Source organism: Nocardioides sp. (assembly GCF_014360585.1).
Classification (GTDB): Bacteria; Actinomycetota; Actinomycetes; order Propionibacteriales; family Nocardioidaceae; genus Nocardioides.
The window spans coordinates 1-19533 of sequence record NZ_JACIXG010000048.1 but is presented as its reverse complement, the minus strand read 5'-3'; the positions used below and the strand labels follow the sequence as shown (position 1 = coordinate 19533).

Genomic DNA, 19533 nt, shown 5'->3' with positions numbered 1-19533 from the left:
TCCTGTGGTTGGGCGGCGTCAGGCGCCGAGGTAGGCAGCTCGGACGTCGAGATTCTTGACGTCCTCCCCGACAGCGGTGCGGATGAGGGTGCCCTTTTCCATGACGAGGGCACGATCGGCAAAGGGCAGGGCGCCTGCGTTCTGCTCGACCATCAGCACCGTGGTGCCGTCAGAGGCGATCCGCGCAGTGGCCTCCCAGACGACCCGAGCAAGCGTCGGGCTGAGGCCCAGAGAGGCCTCGTCGATGATAAGCAGCTTCGGGTTGGACATCATGGCCCGCGCCACAGCCAACATCTGCTGCTCACCGCCGGACAGGGTGCCGGCAATTTGGTGCTCGCGCTCGGCCAGCCGCGGGAAGTAGTCCAGCACCAGTTTCATCTGGCGCTTCACCAGGGCCGGACTGCGGCGCTGGGACCAAGCGCCGAGTTTCAGATTCTGACCGACGGTCATCCGGGGGAAGACCCGCCGACCCTCAGGGCTCAGCGAAATACCCGACTTCACCCTGCTCGAGGGCGGCTTCCGGCCCAGTGGGCTGCCCTCGAACAGCACTTGGCCCGAGGTGGGTCGCAGCAATCCGGCTATGGTCGTGACAGTGGTCGTCTTGCCGGCTCCGTTGAGCCCGAGGAGGACGCACACCTCGCCCTCCTCCACGACGAAGTCGATCCCGTGCAAGACAGGGAAGGCGCCGTAGCCGACGACCAGGTCCTTGATCTCCAGAATGGCCATCAGACGGTCTCCTCGCCCAGGTAGGCCCGAACGACCTCGGGGTGATTGCGTACGGCGTCGGGAGCGCCTTCGGCGAGCACCTCACCGAAGTTGAGGCAGTAGACATAGTCGGAGATCCGGGTGACGAGCGGGACGTGGTGGTCGATCATCACGATCGTCAGGGCAAAGTCCTTGCGGAGCGTCAGGAGCAGGTCGCCGAGTTCGTCGGCCTCCTCGGGACCCATCCCAGAGCCGGGCTCGTCGAGAAGGAGTACGTCGGGGTCGGTGGCCAGCACGGCCGCGATCTCGGCACGCTTCTGCATGCCGTAGGGCAGATCCGTCACCCGTTCGTGCGCGATGTCCTCCAGGTTCATGAGTTCTAGGATCTGGCCCGCTCGTTCGGTGACCCGACGCTCTTCGGAGAAGGTCGAGGGCGCCCCCAGAATCCCGCTCACCGGCTCATAGCCGACCTGCAGGTGCTGGGCCGTACGCAGGTTCTCGAGCACCGTACCGTTCTTGACGAGTCCGACATTCTGGAAGGTCCGACCCAGGCCGAGGGCAGTGCGGGCGTGGACCGGCAAGTTGGAGATGTCCTTGCCGCGATAGCGGACCGTTCCGGAGGTGGGCGTGTAGAACCCGGTGATGCAGTTGAAGAGCGTGGTCTTCCCGGCACCGTTGGGACCGATGATCCCTACGATCTCCCACTCGCCGACGCGGAGCGCGATGTGCTGGAGCGCCTTGACCCCGCCGAAGTGGATGCTGACGTCGTCGATCTCAAGCACGGACATCATCGACCTCGACTTCCTTGACCTTGCCTGCGTGGATGTCGAACCGGTGTCCGAGCATCCACTCGCGGATCGGGGCGATCTGCTGGCCGATGCCGCCGGGATACTTCGTGATGGTCAACAACAGGAGAATCGGGCCGACGACCAGGGCGACGAACTCGATCGGCAGGCCGATCGTGCCGGTGAGGAAGTCGTGGAGGCTGAACCGGAACACGTTCGTCGTCAACGGCTCTAGCAGCTCCAGCAGGTGTCCGCTTCCCAGCAGCGCGAAGAATGCCGACCCGATCACGACGCCGGACCGGCTCCGGAGTCCTCCCACGACCGTCATCAGTACGAACAACAGGGCGAGGTTGAAGCCGAACTTCTGGGCGACGATGACCTCGTCATGGTGGGCCATCAGCGCCCCGGCCAACCCAGCGAAGAGACCGGAGACCGCGAACGCGATGAGGGTGTATGCCTTGACGTTGATGCCGTAGGAGGACGCCACCCGCGGGTTCTCACGCAACGCCATCAGGGCCCTCCCGGCCTTGCTCCGGGTCAGTCGCCAGTCGAGGAACAGCACCACGGCCAGGAAGGCCAGGCACAGGAAGTAGTAGCGGTAGTCACTGTCGAACAGCGCCGGACGAGGGGCCTCCTTGCCGCCTTCACCGCCGGTCAGCTTCGGGATGGCGAAGATGGTCTGCTGGGCGAAGCTGCCGAACGCCAGGGTCACGAGCGCGAAGTACAAACCCGTGAGCCGCAGCGAAATCGCGCCGAGAACCGCCGCCTGGACCAGGCCGAGGGTGCTGGCGACAGCCACCGCGAACCAGAAGGCCAGGTCGAGATTGACCACGACGTAGGCCGAGGTGAAGGCGCCGATGCCGACGAATGCCTGGTGGCCGAGCGAGATCTGGCCCGCGTAGCCGAGCAAGACGTTGAGGGAGAGACCGACGATCGCGAAAATCGCAGCCTCGGACGCGGCTGAGACATCCGAGACGCCGAGAGTGAACGGCGAGAGGAAGTTGACCGGGAAGGCCAGGACGAACCACGCCAGGACCGCCCAGAGGGCCCCGCGGGCGAACCAGCCGGCGCGGCTGGGCCGGAACCGTTCCGACTCGGCATCCTCCGGCGCACTCCACAGCTCCTCCTCGACCGTCGGCAGGTCCAGGGTCGCGTCGGGGGCCTCCGACGACGGCGACGTCGGGGCGCTCATGCGGTCACCGCCCGACCCACGAAGATCCCCTGCGGTCGCACCAGCAGCACCACGAGCAGGAACACGAACAGGATCATCGCGCCGGCCCCGGGAATGCTCTCAGCGAAGACCTCCAGTGAGCTGAGCTGCTCGATCGCGCCCACCAGCAGACCGCCGGCGACGGCGCCGGGCATGCTACGCATCCCGGCGAGCACCGCAGCCATGAAGCCCGGCAACAGCGATCCGACAGCCCCGAAGCTCAAGAAGCCGGCGCTGAAGGTCAGATAGGGCCCCGCCAGGATGCCGGCCAGGCCACCCAACGCGGCGGCGATGCCCCACGTCAGCATGGAGACCCGGCGCACGCTGATGCCGACGAGCTCGGAGGCGACCCGCTCCTGCTGGGCCGCCTGGATCGCCAGCCCGGACGGAGACCGGAAGAACAGCGCCAGTAGCGCGGCCCCCCCGGCGAGCACCCCGAGGGTGATCAGCTCCTGCATGGTGACGATCGCCCCCCAGGGCGTCGTGAAGTAGCCGTCGTGGATCTTCGGCATCGACATCACGAGCGTCTCGTTGAACAACCAGAACTGCAGGCCGATCGCCGCCAGGGCGACTCCGGCAGTGCCCACGAGCAAGGTGACGCGGGAGGAGTCCCGCAGCGGGTGGATCACCAGCCGCTCGGTGAGGAGACCCAGGGCGATCGCGACGGCCATGCCGAAGGCGAACGAGACGGGGTAGCTCCAGCCCTGGACCGTCAGTGCCCAGTACGCGGCGAACAGGCCGGTGGTGCCGAACTCCGCCTGAGCGAAGTTGAACACCCCGCTGCCGCGGAAGACGAGCACGATGCCGAGGGCCACGAGTGCGTAGACGGCTCCGCGGAGCACGCCAGCGGTGAGCGCGATCGCGAGCTGCTCGTAGAGGGGGAGGTTCACGGCCGGACGTTCACTTTCTCAGTGACGAACTCAGACTTGCTGCAATCCGCGCGCAGCAGGTGCATCGCCGTACCGCCGAAACGACTGGAGAAGTTGGTGGGCGGGTAGATGCCGTTGTTGAACTGCTTGACCTTGCCGATCGTCGCCATGAACGACTCACGCGAAAGGTCCTTGCCGGTCGCGGCGAGGATCATGCCCACGAGGCTCTCGACACCATAGATGGCGGCGCCGAGATCGTCAGGCGCGGAGCCGCCGTTGGAGGCCTTGTAGGCATTGACGAACTCGGCGTTCCTGCGCATCACATCCATTCCTGGGAAGGGTGAGTAGAAACGCGCGTTGGCGATGTTGTCGCAGCCGACCTCAGCAACGATGTTGAGCCCGTTGGTCAGGCCTGGACCGATGAACCCCACCTTGCAGGTGAGCACCTTGGCGACGTTGAGCAGGCTGCTCGGGCTGGCGTTCCAGACCACTGCCTTGGCGCCGCTGCGGCAGATCTCGCCCGCGATGCCGGGCGCGTCGCTCGTGGTGTTCTTCGGGATCCGGCGTTCGTAGGCCAGATTGCTGCCGGCGGCAGCCTTGATTGCGCCCACCGCCTTGCCGTGGAAGTTGTCGAGAGAGTCGTTGTCGGCGGTGATGACCGCGACCTTCTGGCCGTTGTAGCTCGCCTTGTAGGTGCGCGCGAGCAACGGTGTCTGCTGCTCATAGGTGAGGGAGAGGGCGAAGTACGTCGACAGGCTGCTGAGCGGAGCCTGGCCCGGCCGGGTTTCGTGAACACCGGCGGAGAGGTACGGGACGCTGGCGCTCGCGGCATAGCGGGCGCAGGCATCGATCTGATCGGCACCGGCTCCGCCGATGATCAAGAAGACCTTGTCCTGCTCGGCGAACTTCTTGCAGCGCGCCCGGGCGGTGTCGGGACGGAACTGGTCGTCCTCGAACTTCACCTCGACCTTGCGGCCGTTGATGCCGCCCTTCTTGTTGACCATGTCGAAGTAGACGCCGACGGCCTTCTCGAAGGACTGCTGAGGGATCGCCGCCGCACCGGTGACGGGAGCGTGAATGCCGACCTTGATCGTCGTGTCCGTGACGCCGGTGGTGTCTCCCCCGCCGCTGCGGGGAGCAGTGGCCGGAGGCGCTTCCCCACCGCCACCGGTGCCGCTCGGGGTGGTCTTGCTGCCGCCGGTCGTGGAGCCACCACCGGTCGTGGAGCCACCACCGGTCGGGGTTCCGCCGGTGACGCCACCGGTGGCGCCGGGTACGCCGACTGCACTGCCGTCAGCCGCGGTCGTGCCGGGCACGATCGACCCGTCCGCCGCGACCTGCCCCGGTACTCCGCCCACGACGACCTGGCTCGCGACGCCGGACTTCTGGCCGCACGCGGGAACCGTGAGAGTGATGGCGGCCGCCAGTGCGACCGCCTGGAACTTGCGCGTGATCATCATCGTCATCGGCCGATCTTCGAGGCGAGGCCGGAACCGGCGACGCGGAGCTTGTCGAGTGCCTGGCTGACCCCGCGGCGGTTGACGATCCCCGCGGGTTGGCCGACCGGGCCCAGCGAGAGCATGGCGAGGTAGGCGAGGATGAGGAGAGGCGGGAGCACGATGAGGGCCGGCTTGATCATCCCGTCGTGCCAGTGCGGGACCGCGCCCACGGGCGCGATCTGGCCTGCGGGCGCTGCTGTGGCCGGTGCGGCGGCTTCCGGCATGGCGGCCGGGGTCGCGATCGCGCCGAGGTCGCCAGTGCCGGCTCCGCCGAGGTCGGTGCTGCCGAGGTCGCCCGTGTCGGCAAGTGTGCCCACGGCTTCTCCGCTGCCGACGCTCGTGTTCGGAGTCGTGGTCCCACCGGTTCCAGCTTCGCCGTCGGAGTCATCCTCGGAGCCGCTGCCGGCCGTGGTCTTGACGAGCAAGCCGATGCCGCCGGCCTTCGGGCCGTCGAAGATCACCTGGAAGTTGGGCGGCGCGTCGGGTGCCTCGGGTGCCTCGGGCGCGGCGGGCGCGGCGGGCGCGGCGGGAACCAGCATGACCGAACGTGAACCGGAGAAGTCCTCGGCCAGCCATGTCGACGCGATCGAGGTCAGGTCGAAGCGCCACACCCCCTTGTCGTCGCGGACCCCTTTCGCCGAGCCGGCCTCGCAATCGAACTCGGGCCGGTTCTTCCATGGGATGTTCTCCCCACCGACCCAGGACAGCTCGGTCACTGGGCAGGCCTCGATCGCCGCTTTCTCGGCGTTGGCCGTGACGTTCTTCGTGGCACTTTCGGCGATGGCCAGCTCGAGCTTGTCGACGACCGATCCGGGGTCGGCCTCGAGAGCGATCTCGATCGCGCTGATCCGTTTCGGGTCTCCGCCCACTGTGCTGACCGGCAGGGTGCCTGCCGGAACGTCGGGCGCGGGAGGCGGAGGCGGTGGCGTGAGCGGGTTGTCCGGAGGCGGCTCGTTGAGGGCGTTCCACCAGCCGGTCTGGACGACGCTCGCGCCACGAACGGCTCCGGGGTCGACGGCTGCGTGTGCTGAGGTGGCGAGCAGGACCGGAGCAAGCACCAGCCCTGCCAGGCCCGCGAGCGCGCTGACGGCGCGTGACAAGGTGAACATTGGAACTCCTCGGTGGGGGCGAACCGGCTTTGGGGTGTATAACGGCGCGCGGGCGGGCGGGTTACTTTACTGACGAGTCACCGAGGCGCTGGAGCGCTCTCCGGGTCCGCTTCGGCGTCGTCGCCGGGGGTTCTGAGGGCCGGGTCGAGCAACCGCGCGACGAAGCACCAGCACGTCCTGGCTACTGTCACAGGTTCAGGTGCTTCGCATCTGGTGACGTTGACCCTGTGAGGCTTTCCCGACCGAGCGCTGCCCTCCGGTATCGAGGTCCAGCATCCCGATCGCTTCTTGCTGGACCAGCTTGCGCGGGATCAGTACGGCGTCCCACGGCCGTCTACACGCTCACGGCGGCCGCTGCTCCTCAACCCCACCACTCCCGGGAATCTGGCGCAGTCAGTCATCATCTACTGGGACGCTCCCTGGCATCAGAACTGGTCACCCATGGCGGGCGGCTCATCGAACAGGAGTCGCGGACGCTGGCCAACCGGCTCGGGGTCACCGCCTAGCCCGAGGGGTTGGGGCTGCGGGAACGGGGACGTTACCGGGCTGACGGGTCGCCGGTCCCGGGGTACGCGAGGCCGCCGGGACCATCCGTGCTCCGGCGGCCCCGAGCGTCAGTCCAGGCAGAACACGTTGCCTTCCGGGTCCTGCATGACGAGGTGGCCGAACCCCATCGGCGGGTCCGGCTCGAGCCGCTGGATGCGGTAGGCGCCGAGGCTGACAAGACGTTCGCACTCCGCCTCGAGCGCGGCCATCCGCGCCTCACCCTGCAGCCCGGGAGCTGCCCGGACGTCGAGGTGGACGCGGTTCTTGGCGGTCTTCGACTCCGGCACGCGCTGGAAGAAGACGCGGGGGCCGGCACCCGCGGGGTCCTCGATCGCCGAGGCGTTGTTGCGCTGCTCGGGCGGCACGCCTACCTGCTCGAGGAACGAGTCCCACGCGTCCAGCGGGTCGGTGCCCTCGGGCACCTCGACTCCCGGCGGGCCAGGGTGGACGTAACCGAGGACGTCACGCCAGAACGTGGAGAGCGCGCGCGGGTCGTGCGCGTCGAAGGTGACCTGGAAGGTTCGGGTCTCGACGGTGTGTGTCTCGATTGCCATGGCTCCACCATGACACCGAATCAGGACAGCTCGCGTCCGCTATCGACGATGAGCAGGAGCATGCAGCCCGAGGCCACGGCGCTCCTCCATCCGCAGCGCGATCATCGGGACCACGATCGCGGCGGCGACGATGTGCGTCAGGCACAGGAAGCCGACGAAGGCCAGGTCGAACTCGAAGATCGGCAGCACGTCGGGGATCAGGGAGAGCCCGGTGAGCACGATGGCGGTGATCTGGAACGTCGAGCGGGGCAGCTTGGCGACCCGGGTCGTCACCTCGGCGATGATGATGCCGATCAGCGAGCAGTAGACGGTCAGCAGCGGGAACGCCGAGATGGGTACGTCCCCGAGACTGCTGCCGAAGTCGACCCCCGCCGCCTTGGCGATCACCGCCATCAGCGTCGTGGCGACCGCCGCGATGGCCGTGGCCACCAGCCCGCGCGGCCAGACCGGTGCCGGTCGCGCCGGCACGGGAGCGATCTCCACCGGCGTGGTCTGCCTGTGCTCGGGAAGGTAGAGGGTCATCTCGGGTGCTCCTTGATTGATACTACAACCAATTCACACTAAGAGAGACCCTCTACCTCAACCGCATTCAGATGCCCGCAAACAGGCGTGATTCGCGCCACCTGCGCGCTCCAGGAGCCACGCCCACACCCAGGGTCAAGCCCCGACGTACGCCGCCAGGTGCTCGCCGGTCAGCGTCGACTTCTTCGCGACGAGCTCGGCCGGCGTACCTTCGAAGACGACCAGCCCACCGTCGTGACCGGCCCCCGGGCCGAGGTCGATGATCCAGTCGGCATGGGCCATGACGGCCTGGTGGTGCTCGATCACGATGACCGACTTGCCGGCGTCGACCAGCCTGTCCAGCAGCGCGAGCAGGTTGTCGACGTCGGCCAGGTGAAGGCCAGTGGTCGGCTCGTCCAGGACGTACGTCCCGCCCTTCTCCCCCAGGTGCATGGCCAGCTTGATCCGCTGCCGCTCGCCACCGGAGAGGGTGTTGAGCGGCTGGCCCAGCTTGAGGTAGCCGAGGCCGACGTCGGACATCCGCTCCAGGATCTTGGCCGCCGGGAGCACCTTCGACTCGCCCTCGGAGAAGAACGCGAGCGCCTTCGCGACGGACAGGTCGAGCACCTCGGCGATGTTGAGCCCACCGAGGCGGTATTCGAGCACCAGCGGCTGGAACCGCTTGCCGCCGCAGTCCTCGCACGGCGACGCGACGGTCTCCATGAAGCCGAGCTCGGTGTAGATCATCCCGTTGCCCTTGCAGGTCGGGCAGGCGCCCTCGGAGTTGGCCGAGAAGAGCGCCGGCTTGACCCCGTTCGCTTTCGCGAACGCCTTCCGGATCGGCTCGAGAAGACCTGTGTACGTCGCCGGGTTGCTGCGGCGTGACCCCTTGATCGCGCTCTGGTCGACGAACTCGACCTCGGTGCCAGGAGGGATGGAGCCGTGGATCAGTGACGACTTCCCCGACCCGGCGACACCGGTGACGACCGTCAGCACACCGAGCGGGACGTCCACGTCGACGTTACGGAGGTTGTGCGAGGTCGCCCCGCGGATCTCCAGATATCCCTTCGGCTCGCGGACCGTCTCCTTCACCGAGGCGCGGTGGCCGAGGTGGCGCCCGGTCAGCGTGTCGGCGACGGCGAGCTCCTCGTAGGTGCCCTCGAAGCAGATCGTGCCGCCGTCGCTGCCGGCGCCCGGACCGAGGTCGACGATGCGGTCGGCGATCGCGATGGTCTCCGGCTTGTGCTCGACGACCAGGACGGTGTTGCCCTTGTCGCGCAGGTCGAGGAGCAGCTTGTTCATCCGCTGGATGTCGTGCGGGTGCAGACCGACGGTCGGCTCGTCGAAGACATAGGTCACGTCGGTCAGTGCCGAGCCCAGGTGGCGGACCATCTTCGTACGCTGCGCCTCACCACCGCTCAGGGTGCCCGACGGCCGGTCGAAGGAGAGATAGCCGAGGCCGATCTCGGTCATCGAGTCGCACAGGTGGAGCAGCGAGCCGATCAGCGGCGCGACGCCCGGCTCGTCGATGCCGCGCAGCCACTCGGCGAGGTCGGTGATCTGCATGGCACAGACCTCGGCGATGTCGATGCCTCTGATCTTCGAGGAGCGAGCCGACTCGTTGAGCCGGGTGCCCTCACAGGTCGGGCACGGCGCGAAGACGGCGGCACGTTCCACGAACGCCTTGATGTGCGGCTGCAGCTGCTCGGGATCCTTGCTGAAGATCGACTCGCGCAGCTTGGGGATGAGGCCCTGGTAGGTCATGTTCATCCCGAGCGCCTTGACCTTCCCCTTCTCCTTGTAGAGGAAGTCGTGACGCTCGGTCTCGGTGTAGTCGCGGATCGGCTTGTCCCCGTCGAGCAGCCCCGTCTCGGAGAACCCCTTCACCATCCAGCCGTCGGGCTTGTAACCGGGCACGAGGATCGCGCCCTCGTTGAGCGACTTGGACTCGTCGACGATGGCGGCGAGGTCGAGGTCGGAGGCGACACCGCGGCCGTCGCACGCCGGGCACATGCCGCCGAGGTAGGTCTCCTGCTTGATGACGTTCTTCTTGCCCGCCTCCGTGACCGAGACGCCGCCGACCTTGGTGGTCGGGATGTTGAACGAGAACGCGGTCGGTCCCCCGATGTGAGGCGTCCCCAACCGGGAGAAGAGCTGACGCAGCATCGCGTAGCCGTCGGTCACCGTGCCCAGCGTCGAGCGCGGGTTGGCGCCGAGCCGCTCCTGGTCGACCAGGATGGCGGTCGTCAAGCCCTCCATCGCGTCCACCTCGGGACGCGGCAGGCTGGGCATGAACCCCTGGATGAAGGTCGAGTAGGTCTCGTCGATGAGGCGTCGCGACTCCGCCGCGATCGTGCCGAAGACCAGCGACGACTTCCCGGAGCCCGACACCCCGGTGAACACCGAGAGCCGGCGCTTCGGGATCTCGACCGAGACGTCCTTGAGGTTGTTCTGCCTGGCCCCTTGGACGCGGATCAGGTCGTGGTTGTCAGCACCATGGTCGCTCATGCCGTTCAGGCTAGATCGTGACCCGGCATGTGCGCCTCCGGATTCGTCGTGCCCCGCCCGAGCCCCCTTGTCGCGATGGTTCGGCGGTGGCATGAAACCTGCCCTGCACATGGCTCGGCTACTTGACCTGCTGCATGCGGACGGTGTTGCCGGCCGGGTCCCGGAACGCGCAGTCTCGCTGGCCCCAGTCCTGGTCGGTCGGCTCCTGCATGACCTCTGCGCCGCTCTTCTCCAGCGATCCCTGGATCTGCGCGAAGACGGAGTCGAGGTCCGGCGTGGCGAGCATGATCGAGGCGAAGGTGCCCTTCGCCATCATCTCGAGGACGACCCTGCTCTCCTCCTCGGTGACGGCGGGGTCGGCGTTCGGCGGGTAGAGGACGATGTTGGAGTCCGGCCGCCCGACGGGGCCGAGCGTGAGCCAGCGCATGTTCTCGTAGCCGACGTCCTTGCGCAGCTCGAAGCCGAGCGTGTCGCGGTAGAAGGCCAGCGAGGCCTCGGGGTCGGTGTGCGGAAGGAAGGTGACGTGAATGTTGATGTCCATGACCCTCACGGTAGGTAGGGGTCAGGCACCTTTGCTTCTCGATTCCTGATCGAAGTCCGTCTGATCGGTCTGGTGACCTGCTTGGCGACGCACGGCGGGATACCGGCCTCGCCGGCGACGGCCTTGTCGCGGTAGACGCTCGGCGACATCCCGACGAGCTCGCTGAACCGCGTCGAGAACGTGCCCAGCGAGGAGAAGCCGACCTCGAAGCAGATGTCGGTGACGCTGAGGTCGCCGCGCCGCAGCAGGGTCATCGCCCGCTCGACGCGGCGGGTCATCAGATAGGAGTAGGGCGGCTCGCCGTAGGCCTTCTTGAACTCCCGGCTCAGGTGGCCCGACGACATGTGCACACCACGGGCCAGCGCCTCCACGTCCAGCGGCTGCGCGTACTCCCGGTCGATCCGGTCCTTCACCCGCCGCAGCAGCTTCAGGTCATGAAGCCGCTGCTCCTGGCTCTGCCCACCACTGGGCTTGCTGGTCACGCTCCCGATCATCCCACTTCGATGAATCTGCCGCGGGTTGAAGCAGAAGTGTCGAAATCGGGCGCCACCACTCGTGGAACAGATGAAGGAACAACGAACACGGACAGGAGAAAGCCATGTGGGACACCGCTCAGAACCCCGAGACCACCAACGTACGCAGCTTCCCGGTCTCGCACTTCCTGCCGTGCCAGCGGTGCGGCCACGAGGTGCACACCTACCTCGCCTGCAGCGACACCTGCCCGTGCGCCCCGGTCATCATGCCCGGCAGCGTCCCGCTGGCCGCCTAGATCTCTCTTCCCCTAGATCTCTCGGCCCTAGACCTTCAGGCCCGACTCGATCGCGAAGACGACGAGCTGGGCGCGGTCACGAGCATGCAGCTTCACCATCGCGCGCGAGACGTGCGTGCGCACGGTGTCCGGACTGACCACCAGCTCTGCGGCGATCTCGGCGTTGGAGCGACCGGTGGCCACCCAGGCGACCATCTCCCGCTCACGCTCGGTCAGGTCTCCGAGCCGCGGATGCGGGTTCGCCGCCCGACGCGAGGAGCCGAACTCCTCGATCACCCGCTTCGTCACCGTCGGCGCGAGCAGCGAGCCACCGTCGGCGACGACCCGGATCGCATCCAGCAGCGCGACCGGCTCGGCATCCTTGAGCAGGAACCCGCTCGCTCCCAGACGCAGCGCCTCGAAGACGTACTCGTCGAGCTCGAAGGTCGTCAGCATCACCACCCGTACGTCCTGGAGGGAGGAGTCGCGGGTCACCTGCTCGAGCATGCCGAGACCGTCGAGGACGGGCATCCGGATGTCGCACAGGACGACGTCGGGGTGGGTGCGGCGCAGCATCGGCAGCGCCGCGCTTCCGTCCGAGGCCTCGCCGACGACCTCCAGGTCGGACTCGGCGCCGATCAGGGTCGCCAGGCCCATCCGGACGAGGGGCTGGTCATCGACCAGAGCGACCGTTATCCGCTCACTCATGCCAGCCCCTCCGCCGAATCCGCTGAGGACCCAGAAAGCGGAATCGAAGCCCGCAGCCGGAAGCCCCGTACCTCCGGCCCCACCTCCAGGGTGCCCCCAAGTTCCTCCACGCGCGAGCGCATTCCCGCAATTCCCATCCCTGAATTTCTCTCCACGCTGGAAATGTCCGATCCCCGCCCGTCGTCACGCACGGTCACCACCATCTCGGCGCCCGAGACCGAGACGACCGAAACCTCGGCTCGCGATGCTCCCGCATGCCGCAGCACGTTGGTGAGCCCCTCCTGGACCACGGCGTACGCAGCCCGAGCCGCCTCCGCCGGCACCGACTCGGCCTCGAGCCGGAGCGAGACCTCCAGGCCGCCGGTGCGCACCCGCTCGACCAGTGCGGGCAGGTCGGCGAGCCCGTGCTCCGGCGCCCGTGGCGCCGATCCGGCGTCGGGCGCCGCGTCGGTCAGCCGGGCCAGCTGCCGGCGCAGCAGGTCGAGCGACTCCTTGCTCTCCGCCCGGATCGCCTCCAGGTTGCGGCGGGCCGCCTCGGGGTCGCGGTCGAGCACGTGCAGCGCGGCGCCGGCCTGCATCGCGATCACGGCCAGGCCGTGTCCGACCCCGTCGTGCAGGTCCGCCGCCATCCGCACCCGCTCCTCGCTGACCACACGGCGCTGGCGTTGGGCGCGGGCCTCGTTACGGGAGCGCAGCGCGGTCGCGACCGCGCCACACGCGGCGACCAGCGCCACCTGCCCGAACGCCTGCCACAGCGAGAGGTCGCCCTCCGGGCCGGCGCCCGGCCCCCACGGTCCGCGCCCGGGACCGCCGCCGACGTGGGGTCCTTCTGGGTTGAGCATGATCCCGGTGGCGACCAAGGCCGCTCCCACGACCGTCCACCCGATCCAGCGCCGCGGCGGCAGCGACAGCGCGACCGCGAAGGTGACCGCCGGCACTGCCAGGAAGATCGGCCCCTCGGCGTAGCCCGCAGTGAAGTAGACCCCGACGAACAGTCCGCTGACCGCGGGCACCCAGCCGCTGGGTCGCTGAAGCACCACCGGAAGGACTGCGACGAGAGCGAGCAGTGCGCCGACGGCGGCCGGCCACCGGGTGTCGGCCTGGGCGTTGCTGCCCAGCGAGCCGACCAGCTCCACGACGACGATCAGCCACGGCAGCCAGTGGCGACGGATCCGGGACATGGACACACCGTAGTTCGCGCGCGCACCCCGGGCGTACGACAGACGGGCTCGCTCACCTACGCAGATCTGCGTAACCCGAAGCATCGCCGGAGCCGACGTCGACCACGGGTCCCTGGGAGAGCGTGAGAGGCATGAAGGAACTCGTGGTTGAGACCGACGGGCTGACCAAGCGATACGGCGACCGGCTCGCCGTCGACCGGGTCAGCATGACCGTCAGACGTGGTGAGGTGTACGGCTTCCTCGGCCCCAACGGGGCCGGCAAGACGACGACCTTGCGGATGATGCTCGGCCTGATCCGGCCCACCGCCGGAGCGGCCAGTGTCCTGGGGCGTCCGGCCGGGCGTCCCGATGTGACAGCCCGGATCGGCGCACTGGTCGAGGGACCCGGCTTCTATCCCTACCTGAGCGGACGCGACAACCTGCGCACGATGGCGCGCTACCAGGGGCTGGCCAACACGGAGGTCGACCGAGTACTCGAGATGGTCGACCTAGCCGACCGGGCGAGGGATGCCTTCAAGGGCTACTCGCTCGGCATGAAGCAGCGTCTCGGTGTCGCCGCCGCGATGCTCGGCGCGCCTGATCTGCTGGTGCTCGACGAGCCCACCAACGGGCTCGACCCGGCCGGGATGGCCGACATGCGGGCGTTGGTCGTCTCGCTCGCCGAGGCCGGCCAGACAGTCATCCTTTCCAGCCACATCCTGGCGGAGGTGCAGGAGATCTGCGACCGCGTCGGCGTCATCGTCGAGGGACGTTTGCTGCGCGAGTCGACCGTCGCCGACCTGCGAGGCGGCGCGACGCTCCGGGTCCGGGCGACTCCGGAGGATGCCGCTCTGGCGGCACTGATGCGGCTGGCCGATGACGAGGGCGTACGCCGCAGCGGCAACGAGACGCTCGAGGTCGAGCTGCCTGCGACCGCGGCGCCCGACGTCGTACGTCATCTGGTCGCCCACTCCATCGATGTCCATGAGGTCACCGTCGCGGAGCGCTCTTTGGAGGATGCCTTCTTCGAGATGACCAGCTCTGGGATGGCCAGCAACAAGGAGGTCGCGTCATGAGCGTGAAGGCAATGGTTGGCTCCACCGCCGCCGAGCTGCTACGGCTGCGCAAGTGGTCAGCGATCTGGGTGATCGTCGGCGCTTGGCTGGCCCTGTCGCTCTCCTTCGGGTACGTCTTCAACTACGTCTCCTACAAGACCGGCGACGACAACTTCGCGGGTGACGGTGCCAGCGACGCCCAGCTGCTGGCCGAGCTGATGCCGAGTGCGATCCCGGACATCCTGGTCAGCGGCCTGCCGATGTTCGGCGGCGCCCTCGCGATGGTCGTCGGCGCGCTGGTTGCAGGCAACGGGTTCGGCTGGGGCACCTGGAAGACCGTCTTCACCCAGGGGCCGAGCCGATCCGCCGCCGTCGGCGGCTCGTTGGCCGCGGTGACCGTGTTCATGTTCGCGATGATGACGGCGACGCTGGTGCTGTGCGCGGGCGTCTCGGTCGCCATCGCGGCGGCCGAGGGCCAGCCGATCACCATGCCGGCCCTGACCGATCTAGCGCAGTCGTTCGGCGCCGGGTTCCTGGTGCTGGAGATGTGGGCGCTGCTCGGGTTCCTGGTCGGAGTGCTCGCCAAGGGACCCGCCCTCGCCGTCGGCCTGGGTCTGGTCTGGTCGCTGGTGGTCGAGAACCTGCTCCGTGGCGTCGGCAGCCTGCTCTCCGGGGTCGAGACCGTCACCGATGCGCTCCCCGGCACGGCGGGCGGGTCGCTGGCCGGAGCGATCATCGGCGGACCCAACGGAACCCCGGGAGTCCTGGACGCGATCTCGGGTGAGCGGGCGCTGGTCACCGTCGCCGCGTACGTCCTGGTCGCGGCCGTTGCCGCCGTGGTGGTGATGAGACGCCGCGACCTGGCGTGAACGGCACCTAACACACCTCGAGGCATGTCGATGACATGATCTCGGGGTGCGGTCGCGTAAACGAGTGTGATTCTCGTTAAGTCTACTGTGTTGGTGGACAACAACCGCGTTGCCCAAAGCACTCTCAACGTCAGAAGAGGTTCCCACCCGTGTCCTCCAGCACGCCCGAGCCCACCCCGCTCATCGAGGCTCCCAAGTCCAAGCTCCCGCTGATCATCGGGATCGTCGTCGCCGCTGCGATTGTGATCGGCGCCCTAGCGTTCTTCCTCACCCGTGAGGACTCCGGCAGCGACCTGACCAAGGTCACCATCGGCGTCGTCGGCGCCGACGACCCCTATTGGGAGACCTTCCAGGACGCCGCTCGCGAGGAGGGCATCGACCTCGAGGTCAAGAACTTCAGCGACTACAACCAGCCCAACCCGGCACTGTCCGAGGGCGAGCTGGACCTCAACCAGTTCCAGCACATCATCTTCCTGGCCTCCTACAACGTCCAGAACGACGACGACCTGGTCGCTCTCGGCTCCACCGCGACCTATCCGCTGGGGCTCTACTCCTCGAAGTACAAGAGCCTCGATGAGATCAAGGCCGGCGAGACCGTGATCGTCCCCGACGACGAGACCAACCAGGCCCGTGGCCTGGTCCTGCTCCAGTCCGAGGGGATGATCGAGCTGACCGACGGCGGCACCCCGTTCAGCACCGTCAAGGACGTCGACCCCTCCTCGAAGGTGAAGATCAAGGCGGTCCAGGCCTCGATCACCGCCTCCTCGCTCCCCGACGTCGCAGCGGCGATCATCAACAACGACTTCGTCGAGGACGCTGGGCTGAAGTTCGAGGACGCGCTGGTGACCGACGACCCCTCCGACGCCAAGGCGCTCCCCTACGTCAACATCTTCGCCGTCCGCGCCGAGGACAAGGACGACCCGACGTACAAGAAGCTCGTCGAGATCTTCCAGAACAACGAGGACGTGCAGAAGGGGGTCTATGAGACCTCCGGTGACACCGCCGAGCTGGTGAAGATCCCGGTCGAGGACCTGCAGAAGTCGCTCGATGACACCGAGAAGCAGGTCGAGGAGCGTCAGTGACGCACCCGGGAACCGGTGCGGTGCCGCTGGTGCGGCTCCGTGACGTCACCAAGACCTACCCGGCGGCGAAGGGCCGCAACGAGGTCAACGCGGTGGTCGACGTCGACCTGGACATCGCCGCCGGTGATGTCCAGGCGATCGTCGGCTACTCGGGAGCCGGCAAGTCCACCCTGGTCCGGTTGCTCAACGGCCTCGAGCCGGCCACCTCGGGCTCCATCCAGGTAGGCGGCACCGAGCTGGTCGGTCTGCGAGAGCGGCAGCTGCGTCCGATCCGGCTGGGCATCGGGATGATCTTCCAGCAGTTCAACCTTCTGGAGTCGCGTACGGTCTGGGGCAACCTGGCCTACCCGCTGCAGATCGCCGGCGTCGACAAGGCCGAGCAGCAGCGCCGGATCTCGGAGCTGCTCCACTTCGTCGGGCTGCCCGACAAGGCCCACACCTACCCACGCAACCTCTCGGGCGGACAGAAGCAGCGCGTCGGCATCGCCCGCGCGCTGACCACCAACCCCTCGCTCCTGCTCGCCGACGAGGCCACCAGCGCGCTCGACCCGGAGACGACCCACGAGGTGCTGCGGCTCCTGAAGCGGGTCAACGAGGAGTTCGGCACCACCATCGTCGCCATCACCCACGAGATGGAGGTCGTGCGTGAGCTCGCCGACCACGTCGCGGTCATGGAGAGCGGCCGGATCGTCGAGTCCGGGCCGGTCTACGACGTCTTCTCGGCGCCGCGGCAACCGGTGACCAGGCGCTTCGTCGGCACCGTCGTCGACGACGAGCCGTCCACCGACGCGCTGGCCGCGCTGCGCTCGCGCCATCCCGGCCGGTTCGTGAAGGTCGAGCTGCGCGAGGGCGGGCCCCGCCAGACCGACATCTTCGCGGTGCTCCTCGAACGCGGGATCGCCTTCGAGCTCGTCTTCGGCGGCATCGAGGAGATCCAGGGCGCCACCTTCGGCAACCTCACCCTCTCCCTCGACGGCCCTGCCACCTCGGTCGACGAGGCCGTACGTGAGCTGGCTGCCCTCGTCCCCGCCAAGGAGCTGTGATGCTGACCGCTCTTCCCACCGACACCCGCCTCGGCGAGCTGTGGCCCGACATCTGGCAGGCCACCGGTGAGACCCTGCTCATGGTGGCGCTGACGATGCTCATCGGCGGCACCCTCGGCCTCATCCTCGGGCTGGGGCTCTACCTGACCCGCAAGGGTGGCCTCTACGAGAACGTGATCGTCTCTTTCGTCCTCAACGTGCTGGTCAACTTCTTCCGGCCGATCCCGTTCATCATCTTCATCGCCGCCGTCCAGCCGGCCGCACGGCTGATCGTCGGCACCGGCATCGGCACGCCCGCGGTGGTCTTCTCCCTGGTCCTGGCCGCCATGTTCGGCATCGCCCGGATCGTCGAGCAGAACCTCGTCTCCGTCCCGCCCGGCGTCATCGAGGCCGCTCGCGCGATGGGCGCCACGCGTGCCCGGATCGCCGCGACGGTGGTCGTACCCGAGGCGATGGCGCCGGTCATCCTCGGCTACACCTTCGCCTTCGTCGCGGTCGTCGACATGTCCGCGGTTGCCGGACTCATCGCCGGCGGTGGCCTGGGCAGCTTCGCCCAGACCTTCGGCTACCGCCAGTACGACCCGGCCGTGACCTGGGTCTGCGTGCTCATCCTGGTCGCGCTGGTGCAGGTGATCCAGCTCCTCGGCAACACACTCTCGGCGCGGATCCTGCGGCGCTGAGGCTCGGGGCTGAGGCTCGGTTCGTTCTCAGGCGCGAGCCAGGATCTCGCCGTGGAGGACCGAGAACCAGCCGTCCTCTGCAGCGGCCCACGACCGCCACCCGTCCGCGACCCGGGCGAGGGCGGCGGTCGTGGCGGCTCCGGAGTCGACCAGTTGACGGGCGACCGCCGAGTCGGTGAACCGGTCGGCCCACATGCCTCCCCACCAGGCCCGGTCCTCGGGATCGGCGAAGCACCAGGTGCTCGAGGTCGCGGTGATGTCGGCGAAACCGGCCGCACGAGCCCAGGAGACCAGCCGCCGGCCGGCGTCGGGCTCGCCGCCGTTCGCGCGCGCGGCGTCGCGGTAGAGCCGCAGCCACTCGGTCAGCTCGGTCGACTCCGGCCACCAGACGAATCCCGCGTAGTCGCTGTCGCGCACGGCCACGATCCCGCCCGGCCTCGTCACCCGCCTCATCTCCCGCAGCGCCTGCACCGGGTCGGCCACGTGCTGCAGCACCTGGTGGGCGTGGACGACGTCGTACGCATCGTTCTCGATGCTCAACGCATGCACGTCCTCCACGCGGAAGTCGAGGTTCGTCGCTCCCCCGCTCTCGGCGGCCTGCCGGGAGAGCTCGATCTCCGCCTCCCCGATCTCGGTGGCGGTCACCCGGGCGACCCGGCCGGCGAGGTCGAGCGTGATCGTCCCCGGCCCCGCGCCGACGTCAAGCAGCCGCTGCTCAGGCTCCAGGTGCGGCAGCAGGTAGGCAGCGGAGTTCTCCGCCGTACGCCACCTGTGCGAGCGCAGAACAGACTCGTGATGGCCGTGGGTGTAGGTCGACATGCGCCGACCCTACGCGGGAAATCCCGCTTTGTGAGACGGATATCTCGTTATGCGGTCATTCGCGAGAGCGACGGCTCTGCGCCGTCGAGGCGCCGCCGAGCCCAGAGGATCCCGCCCACGAGCCCACCGAGGAGCAGCGTGTTGAGCACGACCACCACACCGGTCTCGAACGGATCCGCGCCGCCGCCCGGTCGCGCGTCCTCGGGCGCAACCTCGCGACGGTCGAACCCGATCTGACCCTGGTCGGACGCCCTCAGCCCCTCGGCCGCCGCCGGCGCGGCCAACGCCGCGGCGGCGAAGACGAGGGCGACCGTCCCGGCGAGCAGAATCCGCAAGATGCGACTCATCATGCTTCTGAGCGTGCGCGCCGGCCCCGTCAGGAACCCGACGCACACCGTCCCTACCGGCAACGACCCGGTGAACATTCAGAACCCGCCGAGTCCGCACTTCTGGCGGGCCGAAACCGTAGTTGTGGGCGACGAAACTCTACTTTCGTCGCCCACAACTACCGATTCGGCGGGGCGGGGTCAGGTGGAGATCAG

Annotated in this window: 22 protein-coding genes; 7 read left to right on the top strand and 15 right to left on the bottom strand. The window is 68.2% G+C overall.

Features of this window, described 5'->3' with window-relative positions; genetic code table 11:
• Window positions 1-18 precede the first annotated feature (18 nt).
• From H5T77_RS16210 to H5T77_RS16160, 11 genes are all read right to left on the bottom strand, one after another.
• A complete protein-coding gene (locus H5T77_RS16210) occupies window positions 19-726 on the bottom strand; it encodes an ABC transporter ATP-binding protein (RefSeq protein WP_292650932.1) in 708 nt (235 codons plus the stop codon).
• Entirely contained in the window at window positions 726-1493 is a 768-nt protein-coding gene (locus H5T77_RS16205) for an ABC transporter ATP-binding protein (RefSeq protein WP_292650930.1), read from the bottom strand. Before H5T77_RS16205 ends, H5T77_RS16210 begins: the two co-directional genes overlap by 1 nt.
• On the bottom strand, window positions 1480-2682 hold the full coding sequence (locus H5T77_RS16200; protein WP_292650929.1) for a branched-chain amino acid ABC transporter permease: 1203 nt from the start codon (window positions 2680-2682) through the stop codon (window positions 1480-1482). The genes H5T77_RS16205 and H5T77_RS16200 overlap by 14 nt, the downstream gene beginning before the upstream one ends.
• A complete protein-coding gene (locus tag H5T77_RS16195) occupies window positions 2679-3590 on the bottom strand; it encodes a branched-chain amino acid ABC transporter permease (RefSeq protein ID WP_292650925.1) in 912 nt (303 codons plus the stop codon). Before H5T77_RS16195 ends, H5T77_RS16200 begins: the two co-directional genes overlap by 4 nt.
• On the bottom strand, window positions 3587-5035 hold the full coding sequence (locus tag H5T77_RS16190; RefSeq protein WP_292650923.1) for an ABC transporter substrate-binding protein: 1449 nt from the start codon (window positions 5033-5035) through the stop codon (window positions 3587-3589). Before H5T77_RS16190 ends, H5T77_RS16195 begins: the two co-directional genes overlap by 4 nt.
• A complete protein-coding gene (locus H5T77_RS16185; protein WP_292650921.1) occupies window positions 5032-6177 on the bottom strand; it encodes a hypothetical protein in 1146 nt (381 codons plus the stop codon). The genes H5T77_RS16190 and H5T77_RS16185 overlap by 4 nt, the downstream gene beginning before the upstream one ends.
• Before the next feature lie 614 nt (window positions 6178-6791).
• Complete coding sequence (locus tag H5T77_RS16180) at window positions 6792-7277, bottom strand: VOC family protein (protein ID WP_292650920.1); 486 nt, start codon at window positions 7275-7277, stop codon at window positions 6792-6794.
• A 39-nt stretch (window positions 7278-7316) separates the two neighbouring features.
• Window positions 7317-7799: a DUF6069 family protein gene (locus H5T77_RS16175; protein WP_292650918.1), complete on the bottom strand. Its 483-nt coding sequence runs from the start codon at window positions 7797-7799 to the stop codon at window positions 7317-7319.
• 135 nt (window positions 7800-7934) lie between these two features.
• Window positions 7935-10286: an excinuclease ABC subunit UvrA gene (locus H5T77_RS16170; protein WP_292650916.1), complete on the bottom strand. Its 2352-nt coding sequence runs from the start codon at window positions 10284-10286 to the stop codon at window positions 7935-7937.
• A 118-nt stretch (window positions 10287-10404) separates the two neighbouring features.
• Entirely contained in the window at window positions 10405-10827 is a 423-nt protein-coding gene (locus tag H5T77_RS16165) for a VOC family protein (protein WP_292650915.1), read from the bottom strand.
• Window positions 10828-10832: 5 nt separating this feature from the next.
• The gene (locus tag H5T77_RS16160) at window positions 10833-11321 is read right to left on the bottom strand and encodes a helix-turn-helix transcriptional regulator (protein ID WP_292650913.1); all 489 of its coding nucleotides are present in this window, start codon (window positions 11319-11321) and stop codon (window positions 10833-10835) included.
• A 104-nt stretch (window positions 11322-11425) separates the two neighbouring features.
• Here H5T77_RS16160 and H5T77_RS16155 point away from each other — a divergent pair, with 104 nt between their 5' ends.
• Window positions 11426-11596 (top strand): hypothetical protein, encoded by a 171-nt coding sequence (locus H5T77_RS16155; protein WP_292650911.1) that lies wholly within the window; start codon window positions 11426-11428, stop codon window positions 11594-11596.
• A gap of 27 nt (window positions 11597-11623) precedes the next feature.
• On the opposite strand, the gene H5T77_RS16150 is transcribed toward H5T77_RS16155, so the two are convergent.
• Window positions 11624-12283 carry a response regulator gene (locus tag H5T77_RS16150; protein WP_292650909.1) on the bottom strand — a complete coding sequence of 220 codons (660 nt, stop codon included), beginning with the start codon at window positions 12281-12283 and terminating at the stop codon, window positions 11624-11626.
• Window positions 12280-13464: a sensor histidine kinase gene (locus H5T77_RS16145; protein WP_292650907.1), complete on the bottom strand. Its 1185-nt coding sequence runs from the start codon at window positions 13462-13464 to the stop codon at window positions 12280-12282. The genes H5T77_RS16150 and H5T77_RS16145 overlap by 4 nt, the downstream gene beginning before the upstream one ends.
• A gap of 131 nt (window positions 13465-13595) precedes the next feature.
• Between H5T77_RS16145 and H5T77_RS16140 the strand changes: the two genes are divergently transcribed.
• The 5 genes from H5T77_RS16140 to H5T77_RS16120 all read left to right on the top strand — a co-directional run bounded on the left by H5T77_RS16140 (window position 13596) and on the right by H5T77_RS16120 (window position 18172).
• A complete protein-coding gene (locus H5T77_RS16140) occupies window positions 13596-14519 on the top strand; it encodes an ABC transporter ATP-binding protein (RefSeq protein ID WP_292650905.1) in 924 nt (307 codons plus the stop codon).
• A complete protein-coding gene (locus H5T77_RS16135) occupies window positions 14516-15367 on the top strand; it encodes an ABC transporter permease (protein WP_292650903.1) in 852 nt (283 codons plus the stop codon). Before H5T77_RS16140 ends, H5T77_RS16135 begins: the two co-directional genes overlap by 4 nt.
• 149 nt (window positions 15368-15516) lie before the next feature.
• The gene (locus H5T77_RS16130) at window positions 15517-16449 is read left to right on the top strand and encodes a MetQ/NlpA family ABC transporter substrate-binding protein (protein WP_292650901.1); all 933 of its coding nucleotides are present in this window, start codon (window positions 15517-15519) and stop codon (window positions 16447-16449) included.
• On the top strand, window positions 16446-17492 hold the full coding sequence (locus H5T77_RS16125) for a methionine ABC transporter ATP-binding protein (protein WP_292650899.1): 1047 nt from the start codon (window positions 16446-16448) through the stop codon (window positions 17490-17492). The genes H5T77_RS16130 and H5T77_RS16125 overlap by 4 nt, the downstream gene beginning before the upstream one ends.
• On the top strand, window positions 17492-18172 hold the full coding sequence (locus H5T77_RS16120) for a methionine ABC transporter permease (protein WP_292650898.1): 681 nt from the start codon (window positions 17492-17494) through the stop codon (window positions 18170-18172). The genes H5T77_RS16125 and H5T77_RS16120 overlap by 1 nt, the downstream gene beginning before the upstream one ends.
• A 27-nt stretch (window positions 18173-18199) precedes the next feature.
• Here H5T77_RS16120 and H5T77_RS16115 read toward each other — a convergent pair whose 3' ends face one another.
• Window positions 18200-18991: a class I SAM-dependent methyltransferase gene (locus H5T77_RS16115; protein WP_292650896.1), complete on the bottom strand. Its 792-nt coding sequence runs from the start codon at window positions 18989-18991 to the stop codon at window positions 18200-18202.
• A 47-nt stretch (window positions 18992-19038) separates the two neighbouring features.
• Complete coding sequence (locus H5T77_RS16110; protein ID WP_292650894.1) at window positions 19039-19338, bottom strand: hypothetical protein; 300 nt, start codon at window positions 19336-19338, stop codon at window positions 19039-19041.
• Here H5T77_RS16110 and H5T77_RS16105 point away from each other — a divergent pair.
• On the top strand, window positions 19328-19533 hold a 206-nt coding region (locus H5T77_RS16105), incomplete at its 3' end, for a hypothetical protein (RefSeq protein ID WP_292650893.1). The two genes, H5T77_RS16110 and H5T77_RS16105, sit on opposite strands and share 11 nt — an antisense overlap.